Annotated in this window: 15 protein-coding genes and 1 pseudogene; 9 read left to right on the top strand and 7 right to left on the bottom strand. The window is 55.8% G+C overall.

Annotated elements, in window-relative coordinates:
- Positions 1–79 precede the first annotated feature (79 nt).
- Positions 80–265 carry an HAD-IA family hydrolase gene (locus RY831_RS33260; RefSeq protein WP_367576099.1) on the top strand — a complete coding sequence of 62 codons (186 nt, stop codon included), beginning with the start codon at positions 80–82 and terminating at the stop codon, positions 263–265.
- Here RY831_RS33260 and RY831_RS18805 read toward each other — a convergent pair.
- A protein-coding gene (locus RY831_RS18805) for an IS5 family transposase (protein WP_437126291.1) occupies positions 266–1,061 on the bottom strand; the annotation gives its coding sequence in 2 pieces (ribosomal slippage) (positions 266–761 and positions 760–1,061; 798 coding nt in all).
- A gap of 170 nt (positions 1,062–1,231) precedes the next feature.
- On the opposite strand from RY831_RS18805, the gene RY831_RS18810 reads away from it, so the two are divergent.
- From RY831_RS18810 to RY831_RS18825, 4 genes are all read left to right on the top strand, one after another.
- Positions 1,232–2,278, top strand: coding sequence for an IS110 family RNA-guided transposase (locus RY831_RS18810; RefSeq protein WP_326507921.1), 1,047 nt, complete (start codon positions 1,232–1,234; stop codon positions 2,276–2,278).
- A gap of 502 nt (positions 2,279–2,780) precedes the next feature.
- Complete coding sequence (locus tag RY831_RS18815) at positions 2,781–3,623, top strand: branched-chain amino acid ABC transporter permease (protein WP_326507922.1); 843 nt, start codon at positions 2,781–2,783, stop codon at positions 3,621–3,623.
- On the top strand, positions 3,613–4,356 hold the full coding sequence (locus tag RY831_RS18820; protein ID WP_326507923.1) for an ABC transporter ATP-binding protein: 744 nt from the start codon (positions 3,613–3,615) through the stop codon (positions 4,354–4,356). The genes RY831_RS18815 and RY831_RS18820 overlap by 11 nt, the downstream gene beginning before the upstream one ends.
- Before the next feature lie 17 nt (positions 4,357–4,373).
- Positions 4,374–5,078 carry an ABC transporter ATP-binding protein gene (locus RY831_RS18825; RefSeq protein ID WP_326507924.1) on the top strand — a complete coding sequence of 235 codons (705 nt, stop codon included), beginning with the start codon at positions 4,374–4,376 and terminating at the stop codon, positions 5,076–5,078.
- 309 nt (positions 5,079–5,387) lie between these two features.
- Here the strand turns inward: RY831_RS18825 and katG are convergent, their stop codons facing one another.
- Positions 5,388–7,577 (bottom strand): catalase/peroxidase HPI, encoded by a 2,190-nt coding sequence (katG, locus tag RY831_RS18830; protein ID WP_326507925.1) that lies wholly within the window; start codon positions 7,575–7,577, stop codon positions 5,388–5,390.
- Between the two features lie 481 nt (positions 7,578–8,058).
- On the opposite strand from katG, the gene RY831_RS18835 reads away from it, so the two are divergent.
- Entirely contained in the window at positions 8,059–8,892 is an 834-nt protein-coding gene (locus RY831_RS18835; RefSeq protein ID WP_326507926.1) for an AraC family transcriptional regulator, read from the top strand.
- Positions 8,893–8,946: 54 nt separating this feature from the next.
- Complete coding sequence (locus RY831_RS18840) at positions 8,947–9,381, top strand: DUF2000 family protein (protein WP_326507927.1); 435 nt, start codon at positions 8,947–8,949, stop codon at positions 9,379–9,381.
- Positions 9,382–9,573: 192 nt separating this feature from the next.
- Here RY831_RS18840 and RY831_RS18845 read toward each other — a convergent pair.
- Positions 9,574–10,467, bottom strand: a pseudogene (locus tag RY831_RS18845) (LysR family transcriptional regulator).
- Positions 10,468–10,570: 103 nt separating this feature from the next.
- Between RY831_RS18845 and RY831_RS18850 the strand changes: the two are divergent.
- On the top strand, positions 10,571–11,440 hold the full coding sequence (locus RY831_RS18850; RefSeq protein ID WP_326507928.1) for an SDR family oxidoreductase: 870 nt from the start codon (positions 10,571–10,573) through the stop codon (positions 11,438–11,440).
- A gap of 39 nt (positions 11,441–11,479) precedes the next feature.
- A complete protein-coding gene (locus tag RY831_RS18855; RefSeq protein ID WP_326507929.1) occupies positions 11,480–11,953 on the top strand; it encodes an SRPBCC family protein in 474 nt (157 codons plus the stop codon).
- A 179-nt stretch (positions 11,954–12,132) separates the two neighbouring features.
- Here the strand turns inward: RY831_RS18855 and RY831_RS18860 are convergent, their stop codons facing one another.
- The 4 genes from RY831_RS18860 to RY831_RS18875 form a co-directional block, all read right to left on the bottom strand.
- The gene (locus RY831_RS18860) at positions 12,133–12,828 is read right to left on the bottom strand and encodes a GntR family transcriptional regulator (RefSeq protein ID WP_326507930.1); all 696 of its coding nucleotides are present in this window, start codon (positions 12,826–12,828) and stop codon (positions 12,133–12,135) included.
- 63 nt (positions 12,829–12,891) lie between these two features.
- Positions 12,892–13,620, bottom strand: a complete 729-nt coding sequence (locus RY831_RS18865; protein WP_326507931.1) for an amino acid ABC transporter ATP-binding protein — start codon at positions 13,618–13,620, stop codon at positions 12,892–12,894.
- The gene (locus RY831_RS18870) at positions 13,607–14,257 is read right to left on the bottom strand and encodes an amino acid ABC transporter permease (RefSeq protein WP_326507932.1); all 651 of its coding nucleotides are present in this window, start codon (positions 14,255–14,257) and stop codon (positions 13,607–13,609) included. The genes RY831_RS18865 and RY831_RS18870 overlap by 14 nt, the downstream gene beginning before the upstream one ends.
- The gene (locus tag RY831_RS18875; RefSeq protein ID WP_326507933.1) at positions 14,254–14,922 is read right to left on the bottom strand and encodes an amino acid ABC transporter permease; all 669 of its coding nucleotides are present in this window, start codon (positions 14,920–14,922) and stop codon (positions 14,254–14,256) included. The genes RY831_RS18870 and RY831_RS18875 overlap by 4 nt, the downstream gene beginning before the upstream one ends.
- Positions 14,923–14,953 lie beyond the last annotated feature (31 nt).

Raw genomic sequence — 14,953 nt, forward strand, 5'->3', positions numbered from 1 at the left:
ATTCGCCATCATGTTCGGTGAGCGCTTCACCAACGCCATTAACTAAACCGACCTCGCACACAGAAATACTGACACGTCCATCGTAACAAGAGAAGACACTAAACGCTCAAAACCTGCACCTGATTGCTATCTCAAGGCATTGGAAAAAATGGAATTAGATTCGGCGCCTTGCATAGTGATCGAAGACTCCCCTCGCGGTCTCGCAGCAGCCATTGCAGCCGGATTACAATGCATTATCATTCGCAGCGATCTTCTTAGTGCGTGATCAGTATCTTTTTAGCAGGAGAGCGAGGAATGCGAGGACAATGAACTGTTCGCTGGTATGCAGTTTTCGCTCACAGTTTTTCCAGAGACGACGGCATTTTTCAAGCCACGCAAATGACCTTTCGACCACCCAGCGCTGCGGGATGACAGCAAAGGTATGCAGCTCGTTGCGCTTGGCCACTTGTACCTTGGCACCTAGCGTCTGGTATGTCAGGTCTTCAAATCGCTCGCCGGTATAGGCACCATCGACGAGTACCTGCTTGACCTGAGCCAGCCTATCGTCATGCGCCAAAAACATAAGTAATGCGCCATTGCGATCATTGACCTCGGCGGTTGTGACTAAAATGGCGTGCGGCAGGCCTTGCGTATCTACGGCGATATGCCGCTTGATGCCGGAGACCTTCTTGCCAGCGTCATATCCCTTGTGGCGGGCCGTATCGGTATTCTTGACGCTTTGCGCGTCCACGATGCAAAAGCTCGTCAAGGGCAGCCGCCCATTTCTCTTGCGCTCTTGCTCCACCACATTTTTTTAACGCCTGGTCGAGCAGGCTCATATGACCATCATCAGGAATGCGCGCCCAGCCATCGAAATAGTAACGCACCGTGCTCACTGGCGGAAAGTCTGACGGCAGAGCACGCCAAGTTGCTGCATTCTTGAGCAAGTAAAGGATCGCGCAAAAGATGTCGTACAGGTCGACCTTTCTTGGATTGGTGCGCTTGCGACTGCTTTCCAACAAAGGCCGAACTTGGTCAAACTGTTCACGACTGATGTCGCTTGGATAATACTTCCTGCCCATTCCAGATCAATGTCATCACAAACCCGGTTTGGACAGAAAAATATCGATCAAATGGTATGAACGCCGCCTTCTTGAGTAGGCGCAAGGAAATGTGGGGACTCCTGCGCCGACGGCATCAATGTGCCAAAGTGGAAGAGCTGACCAACCACTGAAATGGCGAGGAGTCCGAAATGCATATTACGACCATTGGTATCGATTTGGCAAAGAATGTATTCACTATCCATGGCGTTGACGAACGCGGGAAACCTGTATTGCGCAAGACGCTACGCCGAGAACAGATGGTGCCTTTCTTTACTCGTCTGCAGCCGTGTGTGGTCGCCATGGAAGCCTGTGGATCTGCGCACTACTGGGCACGCAAGCTGGAGTCGCTTGGGCATACTGTCAGGTTAATGGCACCCCAGTTCGTCAAGCCTTATGTCAAGGGCAACAAGCATGATGCAGCCGATGCAGAAACCATTTGCGAGGCGGCAAGCCGGCCCAGTATGCGGTTCGTCCCGGTAAAGGCGCCAGAGGCGCAAGCCACCCTGGCCTTGCACCGAGTGCGAGACGGCTTCATCAAAGCAAGAACCGCACAGGCCAATCAACTGCGAGGCTTGCTAGCTGAGTTCGGTCTTGTCATTCCGCTTGGCATGGTCAAGCTGATCGCACACGTCAAAGGCATCATCGCCGATGAAGCCAATGAGCTGCCGGCCCTCATGCGAGAACTCGCACAGCGCTTACTGTCACACCTATTGGAATTGGATCGCCAGGTTCAAGAGATCGATCGCCAAGTTCAGCAGCTATGCAGGCAATCGAGCATATGTGGTCGGCTGGAACAGATTCCGGGCATCGGCCCTGTCACCGCGACGGCATTGGAAGCCACTGTGGCTGACAATATTAAGACCTTTAAAAGTGGTCGTCAGTTTGCGGCATTCCTTGGCCTGGTACCAAAGCAGCATTCAAGTGGCGGCAAGGAACGGCTCCAAGGGATAAGTAAGCGTGGCGATAGCTATTTGCGACGTCTGCTGGTCCATGGAGCGCGCGCGGTATTGCATCATACGATGAACAGATCGAAACGAAGTGACAGTTGGCTGGCGCGTTTGGCAGCACGGCGCAACACGAACATCGCCTGTGTGGCACAGGCCAATAAGACCGCCCGCATCGTGTGGGCCATGTTGGTACACGAGCGAGACTTCCGGGACGGGTTCTCTGCCAACAGAGAACCCGTCCCGGCTTGAAGAAAGCATTTTAGGAGCACGGCACGTCAACAGGTTGCGCAGGTAAGAGACAAGTGATGGCAAACAGGTAGGACCGGGACGGCACCAACCCGATTAGAACAGTGAGCATCAAGCTCGGCGATCAAATGGGGACGTCGTCAGCGAATTCCATAATGGCCAGTGGCTAAGCCACAACGACAGGCCGAATGTAAGTTCGCAATCTCATTCCTGTCTACATCATGCGTTTCCATACTTGGCAAATGGCGGCGTTCATGTAACGTTCTAAGCAAGACGTTTTAAGCTAGCATGAATCGTTTCACAGGAGAGTAGGCAACTAGCAGAGTGATGGGACAACAGGTCAAACCTGGACGAGGATACTCCGATAGGGCTACAGAGCTTCAAGCTCGATGTTCAGCTAGGAACCTTGCCCGCGAATGCCATCAGGGCCAGCAGGAATTATCGCCTGCAGAAGTAGGCCGAATATAAGCTTGCAACCCCGTTAGCACCTCACTGGCTAAAAAACTTGCTTTCCAGGAGACGTCCATATAAGCGTAGCCTTAATCTGCTGTTCGGTTACATGGGGATGCTGTCGTTCGGGCATGCTGCCTTCCTTGGCGTCGGGGCTTATACGACGGGTATTCTCATTGCACACTTCCAGCTTCCCTGGTGGATCGCAATTCCCTCCTCCATCGTGGGAGCGGCCGTTGTCGCGCTCGCCATGGGCCTACTCGCCATACGTACTCGCGGCATTTACTTCGCAATGGTGACGCTCGCACTGTCCCAATGTGTTTATTTCCTCGTTTATCAATTCCCTCTATCCGGTGGAGAAAATGGTTTGCGTGGCGTCAATCTCGCTAACCTCCAGATCGGCCCCTGGTCCTTTGACCTCCTCAATCCGGCGATCAAGTACTATTTCCTCGCTGCCTTTGTCGTACTCGCACTATGGATCGTTTCAAAAGTGCTCGCATCACCGCTTGGAGGCGTCATTGAGGCTGTCAGGGAAAATGAAGCAAGGACACGAGCCTGCGGCTTTAACGTTGAAGCGACGAAGCTGGTGACATTTGTACTGTCGGGGGCAATATCAGGTCTTGCCGGCGCGTTAAATGCGATTCACCTGTCCAGCGTACCGATAGAGACGCTTCATTACGAAACGTCCGGACTGGTAGTCATGATCTGTCTGCTGGGCGGCATGGGTACATTTTTCGGACCCTTTGTCGGCGCTGCGCTGTTTTTCCTGATCCAGGATGTCTTTTCGATCTGGACCGAGCATTGGCAGTTGTATGTCGGCGCAATCTTCATCGTCTTTGTCCTTTTCTTCCCCAAAGGAGTCTGGGGAACCATTCTGGAGAAATGCCATGTCCGCTGATATCCTGATTCAGACCGAAGCAGTGACCCGCCGATTCGGGGGATTTACAGCGCTTAAGAATGTCTCGGTGGGTTTTGAACGCGGGAAACTGACTTCCATCATCGGACCTAACGGCGCGGGAAAAAGCACCTACTTCAATGTCCTGTCGGGTGCGTTTCCCCCGTCGGAGGGACGGGTGGTCTTCGACGGTCAAGACCTCGCGGGGAAAAAACAGCATGACTTTGCCCATATCGGCATTGCGAAGTCGTTCCAGATCACGAACATCTTCCCCAATTTTAGTGTTCTGGAGAATGTGCGAATAGCGCTCCAGGCCAAGGTAGCCCGCCTTAATTTCTGGAAAAACCGTGACAGCCTCAAGCTTTCCGATGAAGCTTATGTCTTGCTCGATAAGGTTGGGCTCGGAGCACTGGCCAACCGTCCATCACGTGAACTCGCGCATGGACAACAACGTGCCCTCGAAATTGCAATTGCCCTTGCTGCGGATCCGAAGCTGCTGCTCATGGATGAACCTACCGCAGGTATGAGTCCAGAGGAAACTCGCTCAATGATGGATCTGATCCTTGCGCTTGCGGGCGAAAGGACTGTCATCCTGGTCGAACACAAAATGAAAATGGTAATGGGTATCAGCGACCGTATCGTGGTCCTTCACCACGGCGAGCTGCTCGCCGTTGGCAAACTCGATGATATCCGGGCCAACGATGAGGTAAAACGAGTGTATCTCGGGCAGCACTGACATTGACGGAGGACGACATGTTATCGATCCAAAACCTGAACGCGTGGTATGGGACAAGCCATGTCCTGCAAGGCATTGAGCTCGAGGTAAAACGCGGTGAATTGGTTTCTCTGCTAGGCCGAAACGGGGCTGGCAAAACGACGACCATCAAGAGCATCATGGGACTGCTGCCGAAAGCAAAAGGCCAGATCACATTCAATGGCACCGATCTCCTGAGCCAGCCGGCGCATCAGCGTTTTCACTTGGGCCTGGCTTACGTCCCGGAAGAAAGGCGCATCGTTCCCGGGCTAACAGTGCTGGAAAACATCCGACTGGGCATTATCGCCTCCAAGCGTCGCAATCAGGAAAGACAAGTTATTGAGGAAATTGCGGACACTTTCCCTAGACTAAAGGAACGCCTCAATCAGAGTGCCGTTACCATGTCGGGTGGCGAGCAGCAAATGCTGGCGATCGCACGCGCGGTCGCGTGCGATCCTGACATGATTCTTCTGGATGAGCCTTCCGAAGGCATCATGCCGGTGCTGGTGGATGAAATGTTCGAACTGTTCCAGAAGCTAAAGCAATCGGGCAAAACCATTCTCCTGGTCGAGCAGAATGTCGAAGCGGCATTGCGTATTGCCGACCGCGCTTACATTATCGATCAAGGCGCGGTTGTCCATGCTGCCAGCGCAGCGAGTCTGCTTGCCGATCCGGAAATTCAAGAAAGATATTGCGCCGTCTGATCTGGCTTGTGAATCCGCTACCGTTGTCACAAGAAAGAGTACCCGGCACACGACCAGCCTGACGCAGCCGCATTCACCGCGACAGCGTCAGAATCGCGCTCTGCTTTCGTAACGACTTCACACGTCAATACGGCTAGGCATGAGCGCGCAGGCTCCTCCAGCACGCACGCAGCTAAAGCATCCGTCATTTGCCAGCCAGTCGTGCAGACAGACTTGATGGCCAACCTTCGCCGAAAATAAAAGCTGAACCGCAAGAAAGAAAAGGGTTACCGGCTCATGCCAGCGACCCTTTCATCCGCGCGGGGAAAGTTAAGCGGCCTTGCCGTATCTCAGATCATAGCGGTCCAGGTTCATCACCTTGGTCCAGGCTTCCACGAAATCCTGCACGAAGTGTGCTTCGCCGTCCCGTGCTGCATACACTTCGGAAAGCGCGCGCAACTGCGCATTGGAACCGAAGATCAGGTCGGCAAGGGTAGCCGTCCAGCGCAGCTCTCCAGTGCTGCGGTCAGTGCCTTCGAACACGCCCGGCGATCCTTCCACTTTTTTCCAGGCAGTACGCATGTCGAGCAGATTGATGAAGAAATCCGGCGTAAGAGTACCCGGACGCTTAGTGAAAACGCCATGCTGCACATTGTTGGAATTGGCGCCAAGTACGCGCATGCCACCGACCAATACCGTCATTTCAGGCGCCGTCAACGTCAGCAAGCTAGCCTTGTCGATCATGCCGTTGGCGACGTGATCTTCGCCCCCTTTGCGGATATAGTTGCGGAAGCCGTCAATGGCCGGCTCCAGTACCTCGAAGGAACTAACGTCCGTCTGCTCCAGGGAGGCGTCCGTGCGACCAGGACTGAAAGGCACGGTGACCTTATGGCCGGCATTCTTTGCGGCCGCTTCCACTGCGGCACAGCCGCCCAGTACGATCAGATCAGCCAGCGATATTTTTTTGCCGCCGGATGCGGAAGCGTTGAAATCGTTCTGGATGCCTTCTAGTTTGGCAAGCACTTTCGCCAGTTCCTCCGGTTCATTGGCTTCCCAGTCTTTCTGCGGTGCCAGGCGGACACGTGCACCATTGGCGCCGCCGCGCAAATCGCTGCCGCGGAACGTGGACGCCGATGCCCATGCAGTCTTGACGAGCTGCGCAATAGTCAGCCCGGAACCCAGCAGTTTTTCCTTCAACGCCGCGATGTCCGCATCGTTGACCAACGGATGATCAACCGGCGGGACCGGGTCCTGCCACAGTAGATCCTCTTTCGGCACCAGGGGACCAAGATAACGCACCTTGGGTCCCATATCACGGTGGGTCAGTTTGAACCAGGCGCGAGCAAACGCATCCGCAAATTCGTCCGGATTGGACATGAAGTGACGCGATATTTTTTCGTAAGCAGGATCAACGCGCAGAGCCATGTCGGCAGTACTCATCATGGGCTGGTGCAGCTTGCCGGGAATGTGCGCATCGGGCACGTTGCGTCCGGCATCGCCCTTTGGTTTCCATTGGTGTGCACCGGCCGGGCTCTTGGTCAGTTCCCATTCATGGCCGAACAGGGTTTCGAAATAGCTCATGTCCCACTTTGTGGGAGTTGGAGTCCAGGCGCCTTCCAGTCCGCTGGTAATGGTGTGCGCGCCGTTGCCGCTCTCGTATGTGCTTTTCCAGCCGAAACCCAGTTCTTCGATGTTGGCGCCTTCCGGTTCCGCGCTGACATGGTGGGCCGGCCCCGCGCCATGACATTTGCCGAAGGTATGGCCGCCGGCAACCAGCGCAACGGTTTCGTAGTCGTCCATGGCCATGCGGCCGAAGGTGTCGCGGATGTCGCGTGCCGATTTGGCGGGATCGGGATTGCCGTTCGGGCCCTCGGGGTTCACGTAGATGAGGCCCATCTGCACCGCTGCCAGAGGCTTGGCCAGTTCGCGTTCACCGCTATAGCGCTCATCGCCAAGCCAACTCGATTCAGGCCCCCAGTCGACAGGGGTCGGCTCCCAGATGTCTTCACGACCGCCTCCAAAGCCAAAGGTTTTGAAACCCATGGATTCCAGCGCTACGTTGCCAGCCAAAATCATCAGGTCGGCCCAAGACAACTGCTTGCCGTATTTCTGCTTGATAGGCCAAAGCAGGCGGCGCGCTTTGTCGAGATTGCCATTGTCCGGCCAGCTGTTCAATGGAGCAAAACGCTGCTCGCCGGATCGGGCACCGCCTCTGCCGTCAAAGATGCGATAAGTGCCGGCCGAGTGCCAGGCCATGCGGATGAAGAAAGGACCGTAGTGGCCATAGTCTGCGGGCCACCATTCCTGGGAATCTGTCATTAATGCCCGCAGATCGGAAATAACGGTGTTCAGGTCCAGCTTCTGGAATTCGGTTTTGTAATCAAAGTCTTCCAGCATGGGGTCGCCCAGCTTCCCGTGCTGGTGCAGCATGGTCAGGTTTAACTGATCGGGCCACCAATGTGCATTGGTACGGGTTTGTTTTTTATGATGCGCGACAGGGCATTGGGCTTGCTCGGACATGGCACTCTCCTCTGTTAGTTTGGGGTTGTAACAGCAGGAGTGTAAAACTCCGATCATCAGTTGAAAAAAAAATTGAAATTATTGTTCCGATAGCCAATTTCTATTTTTGCTTGCTTTCCTTTATGAACCGGGTAGGTCTGCTTCGTAAATCCTGCTTTACCGTCAGTGCCTTCTGGCTGGCTCCCCTACCCTTCGAGCGTTGGGTCATGCGAAGCGGCAATAGATGTGCCCCTTACTACGCGTTGTTGAGTCCATTCTGTGGATTTCTTGTGTGAGGCCGTTTTCCCTGTGATCACATGCAGTAAGCCCATGGTCGCGTCCGTGCCAAATCGCGTAACGGTCATGTTCGGCAGATAGCACTTTGCGTGTACATGACCGCGTTAAAGCCCATACAACTTGCACAAATCTTCCAGACCCGTTCTACCTACTGTGCCAGAATAACTGGCGCAGCCCGGTATCAACTATTTACTGATTCATTATCATGAAAGCTGGCAACTGGATATGTGTTAAGCAGGATGCGGAGACCGGCATAGAAACCATACGGGCGCATTTCCTCGGACATGCGTACGAGCCGCACTGGCATGACAGCTACCTGGTCGGCTTCACCGAACAGGGAATCCAGCAGTTCCATTGCAGAAACGTCCTGCATACCAGTCGCGCTGGCCTAGCCTTCATGCTGGAGCCTGGCGAAATCCATGATGGCCACGCACCGGCTCCCGAAGGCTTTACGTATTCCATGCTTTATCTGGAGCCGAAATGGGTTGAGCGTGAAATGAACGTGTTGTTTGGACAATCGATCGGCACACCAGGCTTTGTCGCCAACCTGGCTGACGACTCCGGCTTAACCAAGGCCATTGCAAACGCATTCCGGATTCTTCAGGAAGCCGAGCTGCAAATCGTGCGGCAGACCGCGCTCGACGCCGTGCTGATTCGCTTGGGCGCACACCTGAGTCGCCAAGTGGGAACCGATGCAGATATCCGCTTGCCGACTGCGGCAGAGCGCACCCGCGACTACCTGCATGCGCACTACGACCAGGATATCAGCCTCGATGACCTCGCTGAGGTGGCGGGCATCGACCGTTTCAAGCTGAGCCGCGGCTTCAAGCATGTCTACGGCCTTGCGCCCCACGCTTACCTGATTCAGTTGCGCCTGTCGCGCGCACGGCGTTTGCTCGCCCAGGGTGAAACGCCCGCAGGCGTCGCTGCCATGCTGGGCTTTGCCGACCAAAGTCATCTCGGTCGCTGGTTCCGCCGGGCATACGGACTGACCCCGGCTGCTTACCGCAGCCATTGCACAAAGCTTCCAGACGCCTGACGACCAACCTGCAAGAATTGAAGCCTTCGACAATGACACATGACAGGAGGCCCGATGGAATCAAACCGTGTTTCGCAGTCACCCGCGACGACCCGCTGCGTCATTATCCTCAACGCAGGCTTATCAGCGGGTAAAGCGGCAAATGCCGCCGCAGTGCTTGCAGTAACGGTCGGCCAGCGTCATCCCGACCTGGTAGGAACATCACTCTCCGACGCCGCCGGCTGCGAGTTTCCCGGCCTGGTATCGGTCGGCATAAGCGTATTGTCGGCGTCTGCGGCATCGTTATGCAGGATGGCCGCGCAGGCCGCGCCGAACCTGGTCGATTGCGTCGTCTTTCCACGTGACGGCCAAAGCACCACCGACTATCTGCAACTGCGCAATATCGTAGCTCTAGGCCATTTTGAAACCATGGAAATGTCCGGCATCGCGCTGATCGGCGACAAGAAGCTCTTGCGTGGCATGACGAAGGAACTCAGCTTATGGGGCTAATGGTGCTTTTTAATATCGGCGCGAGTTCGACACATTTGCCTTCAACAAAAACCCGGCTCACCCAACTTGGCAGTCCGGACGACGCTTTGATCCTGACGTTTGGTACAACCAGTCGTTATGATCCTTGTTATACCAATCCCATGTCATGGAATGACTTGGGATTGGTATTAGACAAGCGCAGGCGGTTGGATATTATTTTCCGACATAGACCACCAGTTCGTCGGGTGTGCCCATGGGGAAAGCTTCCTTCAAATAGTCGAGGAAGGCGGCAACACGAGCGCTCAGTCACCGCCGCGAAGGATAGAGTATCCACAACGCGATATCCGGCCCATCAACATCACCCCAATGTACAAGCGTACCTGCAGCCAGGTCGTGGCTGACGAGCGATATTGGAAGGCGACCTACCCCGATACCCGCGCGGACCGCATCGCGGACCATCATGAGCGACGACAGATGGAGCACGGGGTCGATCACGATGCGCGAACTTCCGGCGGATGCGGTCACATTCCAGGCCGAGCCACGTTCTGTCGGCCCACGTACCACAGCGGGGACAGGGACATTTTCCGCCAGGCGAATCAGGTTCGGGCTTGCCACGGCCACCAGCCTGTCACGTAAAAATATCCTTCCGATAAGGCGCTCATCCGGATCGGGGTTGACCCGGATCACAAGGTCGTAGCCTTCCTCGACCATGTCAACGGTGCGGTCTTCCATCGTGACCTCAAGTCGGACCTCCGGGTATCTCAGAGAGAATGCCGCGGCCAGCTTTCCCATCGCGGTTTGGGAAAAGAGCAGTGGCGCACTGATGCGCAACCTGCCGCGCGGCTTGTCTCCACCCGAGGCAATGGCCGCTACCGTTTCATCGAGTTCGGTAAGCAATGCCCCCGTGCGTTCGTAAAGCGCGCGGCCTTCCTGGGTGAGTTTCAACGCGCGCGACCCGCGTTCGAACAGGCGCAATCCAAGACTGCTCTCCAGTTCCGCGACCCGGCGCGACAGGGTCGCCTTGGGACGTCCGGTGGCGCGGGCGGCGCTTCCGAATCCTCCGTACCGGGCAACAACATTGAAATCAGCGAGGGCAAGCATGTCCATGTGTTCCGCCAATGAGACTTAATGTCCCATTATAAGGTCTATCGTATCGCCATTGAGATCCATATCATGGAAGCTCCTACCCAAACACGAACAGGAGAAATTCATGACCATTCTCGTTACCGGCGCAACTGGCACAGTCGGGCGTCAAGTTGTCGAACAACTCGTCAAGCGAGGCGCCGAAGTACGTGTACTTGTCCGAGATCCTTCGAAAGCCAGCTTCCCGTTGAGCGTTACCGTCGTACGGGGTGATTTTCTCGATGTCGATTCACTGCGTAACGCCGCCGCAGGAGTATCCACCCTGTTCCTGCTTAACGCCGTGGTGCCGGATGAGTTCACCCAGGCCCTGATTGCGCTCAATGTGGCACGCGAGGCCGGCATCGAACGAATAGTCTACCTTTCGGTAATGCACAGCGACGTCTACGTCAACGTGCCGCACTTCGCCGGTAAGTATGGCGTCGAGCGGATGATCGAACAAATGGGCTTCAAAGCCACCATCCTGCGCCCTGCCTACTTCATGAGCAACGATCTGACGATCAAGGACGTCATCACCGGCTACGGCGTCTACCCGATGCCTATCGGCGGCAAGGGTCTTGCCATGATTGATACCCGGGATATCGCCGAAATCGCGGCCATCGAGCTGATCCGCCGGGATAAGGCGTCCGGCCCTCTGCCACTCGACCGGATCAACCTCGTCGGCCCCGAGAATTTGACCGGTGCGGATGTCGCAGCGATCTGGTCCGATGTACTCGGTCGCCCGATCACCTACCCGGGGGACGATACCGCCGGCTTCGAACAGAATCTCCGTCAGTTCATGCCACATTGGATGGCGTACGACATGCGCCTGATGAGTGAACGCTTCATCACGGACGGGATGCTTCCCGAGGGCGGCGATGTGGAACGTCTGACTGCGCTTCTGGGCCGTCCGCTGCACTCCTACTGCAACTTCGCAACCGAGATTGTTTCTGTAGCCTGAAAGCCCGGCAATTCAACTCTGATCACAAGGAAATACAACATGATCTATTCATCCGCCACGGTCCCGGTGAACCCGGAAGGCGAAATTCCGCTAACGCGTGCCCAGGCATGGGCCGGCCTGGTGCTGAAGGCACGCGATGCGCGTTTGTTCCTGCCTCCCGGCCTCTGCACCCGCTGCGACCTCGTTGAAGAAAGCAAAACGCATCTCGTTCGCGAGGCGACGATCGGCGACCGGGACCTGCGCGAAATCATCACCTTCGAGCCTGACAGCAAGGTGACCTTCTTCCAGGCCACCGGTCCGCGCGAAGGCGCCATCGTTAACGAACTCTTCGAGGATGACGCCGGCGGGCTGCAGCTTCGTTTCTATTGCTACCTCGGACTGCGCGGCAAAGCGCCGAACGGTCTGGAGGAGCAGGCCGAGCAGGCGCAATTCGACAGCGAAAACGGATACAGAGCAGCGCTGCTGTCCACGCTGAAACGGACCCGCGAACTGCTCGTGGAGGGCAAGCTTTGATCCGTTGATGATTGAACGACGAGCGACTCTTCTCATGGGTGTATCGCCTTTGGCGGCACCCATGCATGCTTCCTCCAGCGATTTACGATCTATCGCACCAGGATGCGTAGAAAGCGCGATCGCCATGCATAAAGTCAGGACTTTCCTGGTGCAACGTCAAACTTTGCCAGTTTGTTTAGTCAGGCAAGCAGCGCACTCACCAGATCCATTTTCGCCGCTGGCTTGCGATAATCCGTACACAATGTCTCCTTGACATGGTCAAGATGACGCAACATTAGATCGACCGCCCTGTCCGCATCGCCCGCTTTCGCTGCCTCGATGAACAGCTTATGCTCATCAGATGAGCAGGTAGCAGCATGATTCGACTGTGACTGCATTGCTGCGAGCGAGGTGCGGGCCAAAAGTTTTCTCAGTATGTCGAGCAGCACCTGGTTGCCGGCAATTTCCGCCAGCAAGATATGGAAATCGCCAAGCAGCCTTGTACGCAGCTTTGTATCGTTGGAAGCAAGCGCCTGGCGTTCGGCCGCCATATGCTCTTCCAGCCGACGATAAGCGGCTTCATCCGCTTTTTCCACGAATTCCCTGGCCAGCGCCTCTTCCAGAATGCGTCTGACCGCAAAGATTTCAAGCGCTTCGCGTTCACTTAGCCTGGACACGCAGGCGCCCTTCTCGGGAACGATCCGAATCAGCTCATCCTTCGCCAGCATCAGCAGCGCTGCGCGTATCTTGGTGCGGCTGACGGAGTAAAGCCGTGCGAGCGCCTCCTCCTTGAGTTTTGCACCGGGAGGTAGCCGCCGTTCCGCAATTGCGGCGGCAATATCGCCGGCAATTTCTTGAGATGACCTCGCAACGGGGGAACGGTCAATGTTCGACATGGAGTTGCAGTATTTTCATGCAGACCTTGTCCACCGTACAGACCGGCGTCCGGCGGAAAATCATTAGGACACCGCGCCGATGAAGTTGGCGAATTCCGGCGTCGATGGCGCGTCAAACAGCGAGCGAGGATTGCCTTGCTCATGAATTCTGCCCTGATGCATGAAGACCAGTTGATCACCGACTTCCCGGGCAAATCGCATTTCGTGCGTGACCATGATCAGGGTCATTCCATCTTCAGCGAGTTTTCGCACTACGGCCAATACTTCGTTGACCAGTTCCGGGTCAAGTGCAGATGTGATTTCGTCGCACAGCAGCACCTTTGGCGACATTGCCAGCGATCTTGCGATTGCAACACGCTGTTGCTGCCCGCCCGACAACTGGTCCGGATAATAGTCGAACCTGTCCGCCAGGCCGACCTTCGCCATCATGTCGCGTGCAATTGCTTCGGCTTCCCGTTTGTCGGTCTTCTTGACCACCGTGGGAGACAGCATCACGTTCTTCCCGGCCGTCAGGTGCGGGTAAAGATTGAACTGCTGGAAGACCATGCCGACTTTCAAGCGCAGCTGACGCAAATCGGTGCGACCGGCGCTGAGTCGCTCACCGTCGACCTCGAGGGTGCCCGAGTCGAAGCTTTCCAGTCCGTTGATGGTGCGGAGCAAGGTACTTTTTCCAGAGCCGCTGCGCCCGACGATTGCCGTCACTTCTCCCTCCTTTACCGAGAGATCAATGCCTTTGAGAACGTGCATGTCGCCAAATCGCTTGTGCAAGCCGTTAATATCAACGAGTGACATTCATTTTCCTTTCCAGACGACGCGCATAGAGCGAAAGCGGGAAGCACAGGCAGAAGTACATCAGTGCCACCAGCCCAAATACGGTAAACGGTGCGAATGTTGCGTTGGTGATCATCGAACCAGCCTTGGTCAATTCGACGAATCCAATGATCGATGTCACTGCCGTTCCCTTGACCACCTGCACCGAGAAGCCGACGGTGGGCGCGATCGCGATCCGGAGTGCCTGCGGGAGAATCACATACCGCATCTGCTCGAAGTAGTTCATAGCCAGGCTGGAAGATGCCTCCCACTGGCCGCGTGAAATCGCCTCCACGCATCCACGCCAGATCTCGGCCAGATAGGCGCTGCTGAACAAAGTTAACGCCAGGCCGGCCGCAATCCATGGCGACACATCGATGCCGAGCAAGGCGATGCCAAAGAACAGGAGGAACAACTGCATCAATAACGGTGTGCCTTGAAAAACTTCAATATAGGCATGAGAAATCACCCGCAGCGTTCGCTTTTTCGACGTGCGCATCAGCAGCAGTACGAGTCCAGCCAGCCCGCCGCAAATGAATGCCACAATCGACAGCACTACCGTCCAGCGTGCCGCCAGCAGCAAGTTGCGGAGTATGTCCCACGTACTGAAATCACTCATGGCGTCCTCCTTGCCAGGACATGGCGGCCAAACGAAGCCAGCAACTGGCGCAGCGATATCGCCATCAGTAGGTAAAGCGCCGTGGAAATCAAGTAAACTTCAAACGCGCGGAAATTGCGGGACTGAATAAAGTTGGCGCCAAACGTCAGTTCTTCCGCTGAAATCTGCGAGCATACCGCCGAGCCCAGCATTACGATAACGATCTGGCTCGACAATGCCGGCCACACCTTGACCAGCGCTTGCCGCAGCACCACGTGATGGAAAATCTGGAAGCGTGACATCGCCAGCGCCAGCGCGGCTTCGATTTGCCCTTTTGGAACCGCGTCGATCCCGGCACGGATGATCTCGGTGCTGTAAGCGCCGAGATTGATTACCATGGCCAGCGTGGCAGCCTGCCATTCTGTAAGCTGAATACCCAGGCTAGGCAAGCCGAAGAACACGAAAAACAATTGCACGATGAATGGCGTATTGCGGATCAGTTCCACGTAGCCAGCGTATAACTGTGAAAGCGCGGGTATGTTCCAGGCACGCGCAACCGCGCCGAGGATACCGACGGCCAAGCCGAACAGCATGCCGACGACAGTCAGGCGGATTGTGCCTATCACTCCGCTGACAAGATATTCCCGGTATTCCCAGATGCTGCTGAAATCGAATGTGTAATCCATGGCATGGCCTTGCTAAGCACGCCGGTGGCGG

Origin of the sequence: Noviherbaspirillum album (assembly GCF_035916955.1) — a bacterium.
GTDB classification, from domain to species: Bacteria; Pseudomonadota; Gammaproteobacteria; order Burkholderiales; family Burkholderiaceae_D; genus Noviherbaspirillum; species Noviherbaspirillum album.

Bases quoted from the DNA above. Each gene is read 5' to 3' on its own strand.
- RY831_RS18825 (WP_326507924.1), top strand. From the start codon at position 4,374: ATGTTATCGATCCAAAACCTGAACGCGTGGTATGGGACAAGCCATGTC.
- RY831_RS18850 (WP_326507928.1), top strand. From the start codon at position 10,571: ATGACCATTCTCGTTACCGGCGCAACTGGCACAGTCGGGCGTCAAGTT.
- RY831_RS18820 (WP_326507923.1), top strand. From the start codon at position 3,613: ATGTCCGCTGATATCCTGATTCAGACCGAAGCAGTGACCCGCCGATTC.
- RY831_RS18875 (WP_326507933.1), bottom strand. From the start codon at position 14,922: ATGGATTACACATTCGATTTCAGCAGCATCTGGGAATACCGGGAATAT.
- RY831_RS18865 (WP_326507931.1), bottom strand. From the start codon at position 13,620: ATGTCACTCGTTGATATTAACGGCTTGCACAAGCGATTTGGCGACATG.
- katG (WP_326507925.1), bottom strand. From the start codon at position 7,577: ATGTCCGAGCAAGCCCAATGCCCTGTCGCGCATCATAAAAAACAAACC.
- RY831_RS18835 (WP_326507926.1), top strand. From the start codon at position 8,059: ATGAAAGCTGGCAACTGGATATGTGTTAAGCAGGATGCGGAGACCGGC.
- RY831_RS18870 (WP_326507932.1), bottom strand. From the start codon at position 14,257: ATGAGTGATTTCAGTACGTGGGACATACTCCGCAACTTGCTGCTGGCG.
- RY831_RS18860 (WP_326507930.1), bottom strand. From the start codon at position 12,828: ATGTCGAACATTGACCGTTCCCCCGTTGCGAGGTCATCTCAAGAAATT.
- RY831_RS18840 (WP_326507927.1), top strand. From the start codon at position 8,947: ATGGAATCAAACCGTGTTTCGCAGTCACCCGCGACGACCCGCTGCGTC.
- RY831_RS18855 (WP_326507929.1), top strand. From the start codon at position 11,480: ATGATCTATTCATCCGCCACGGTCCCGGTGAACCCGGAAGGCGAAATT.
- RY831_RS18810 (WP_326507921.1), top strand. From the start codon at position 1,232: ATGCATATTACGACCATTGGTATCGATTTGGCAAAGAATGTATTCACT.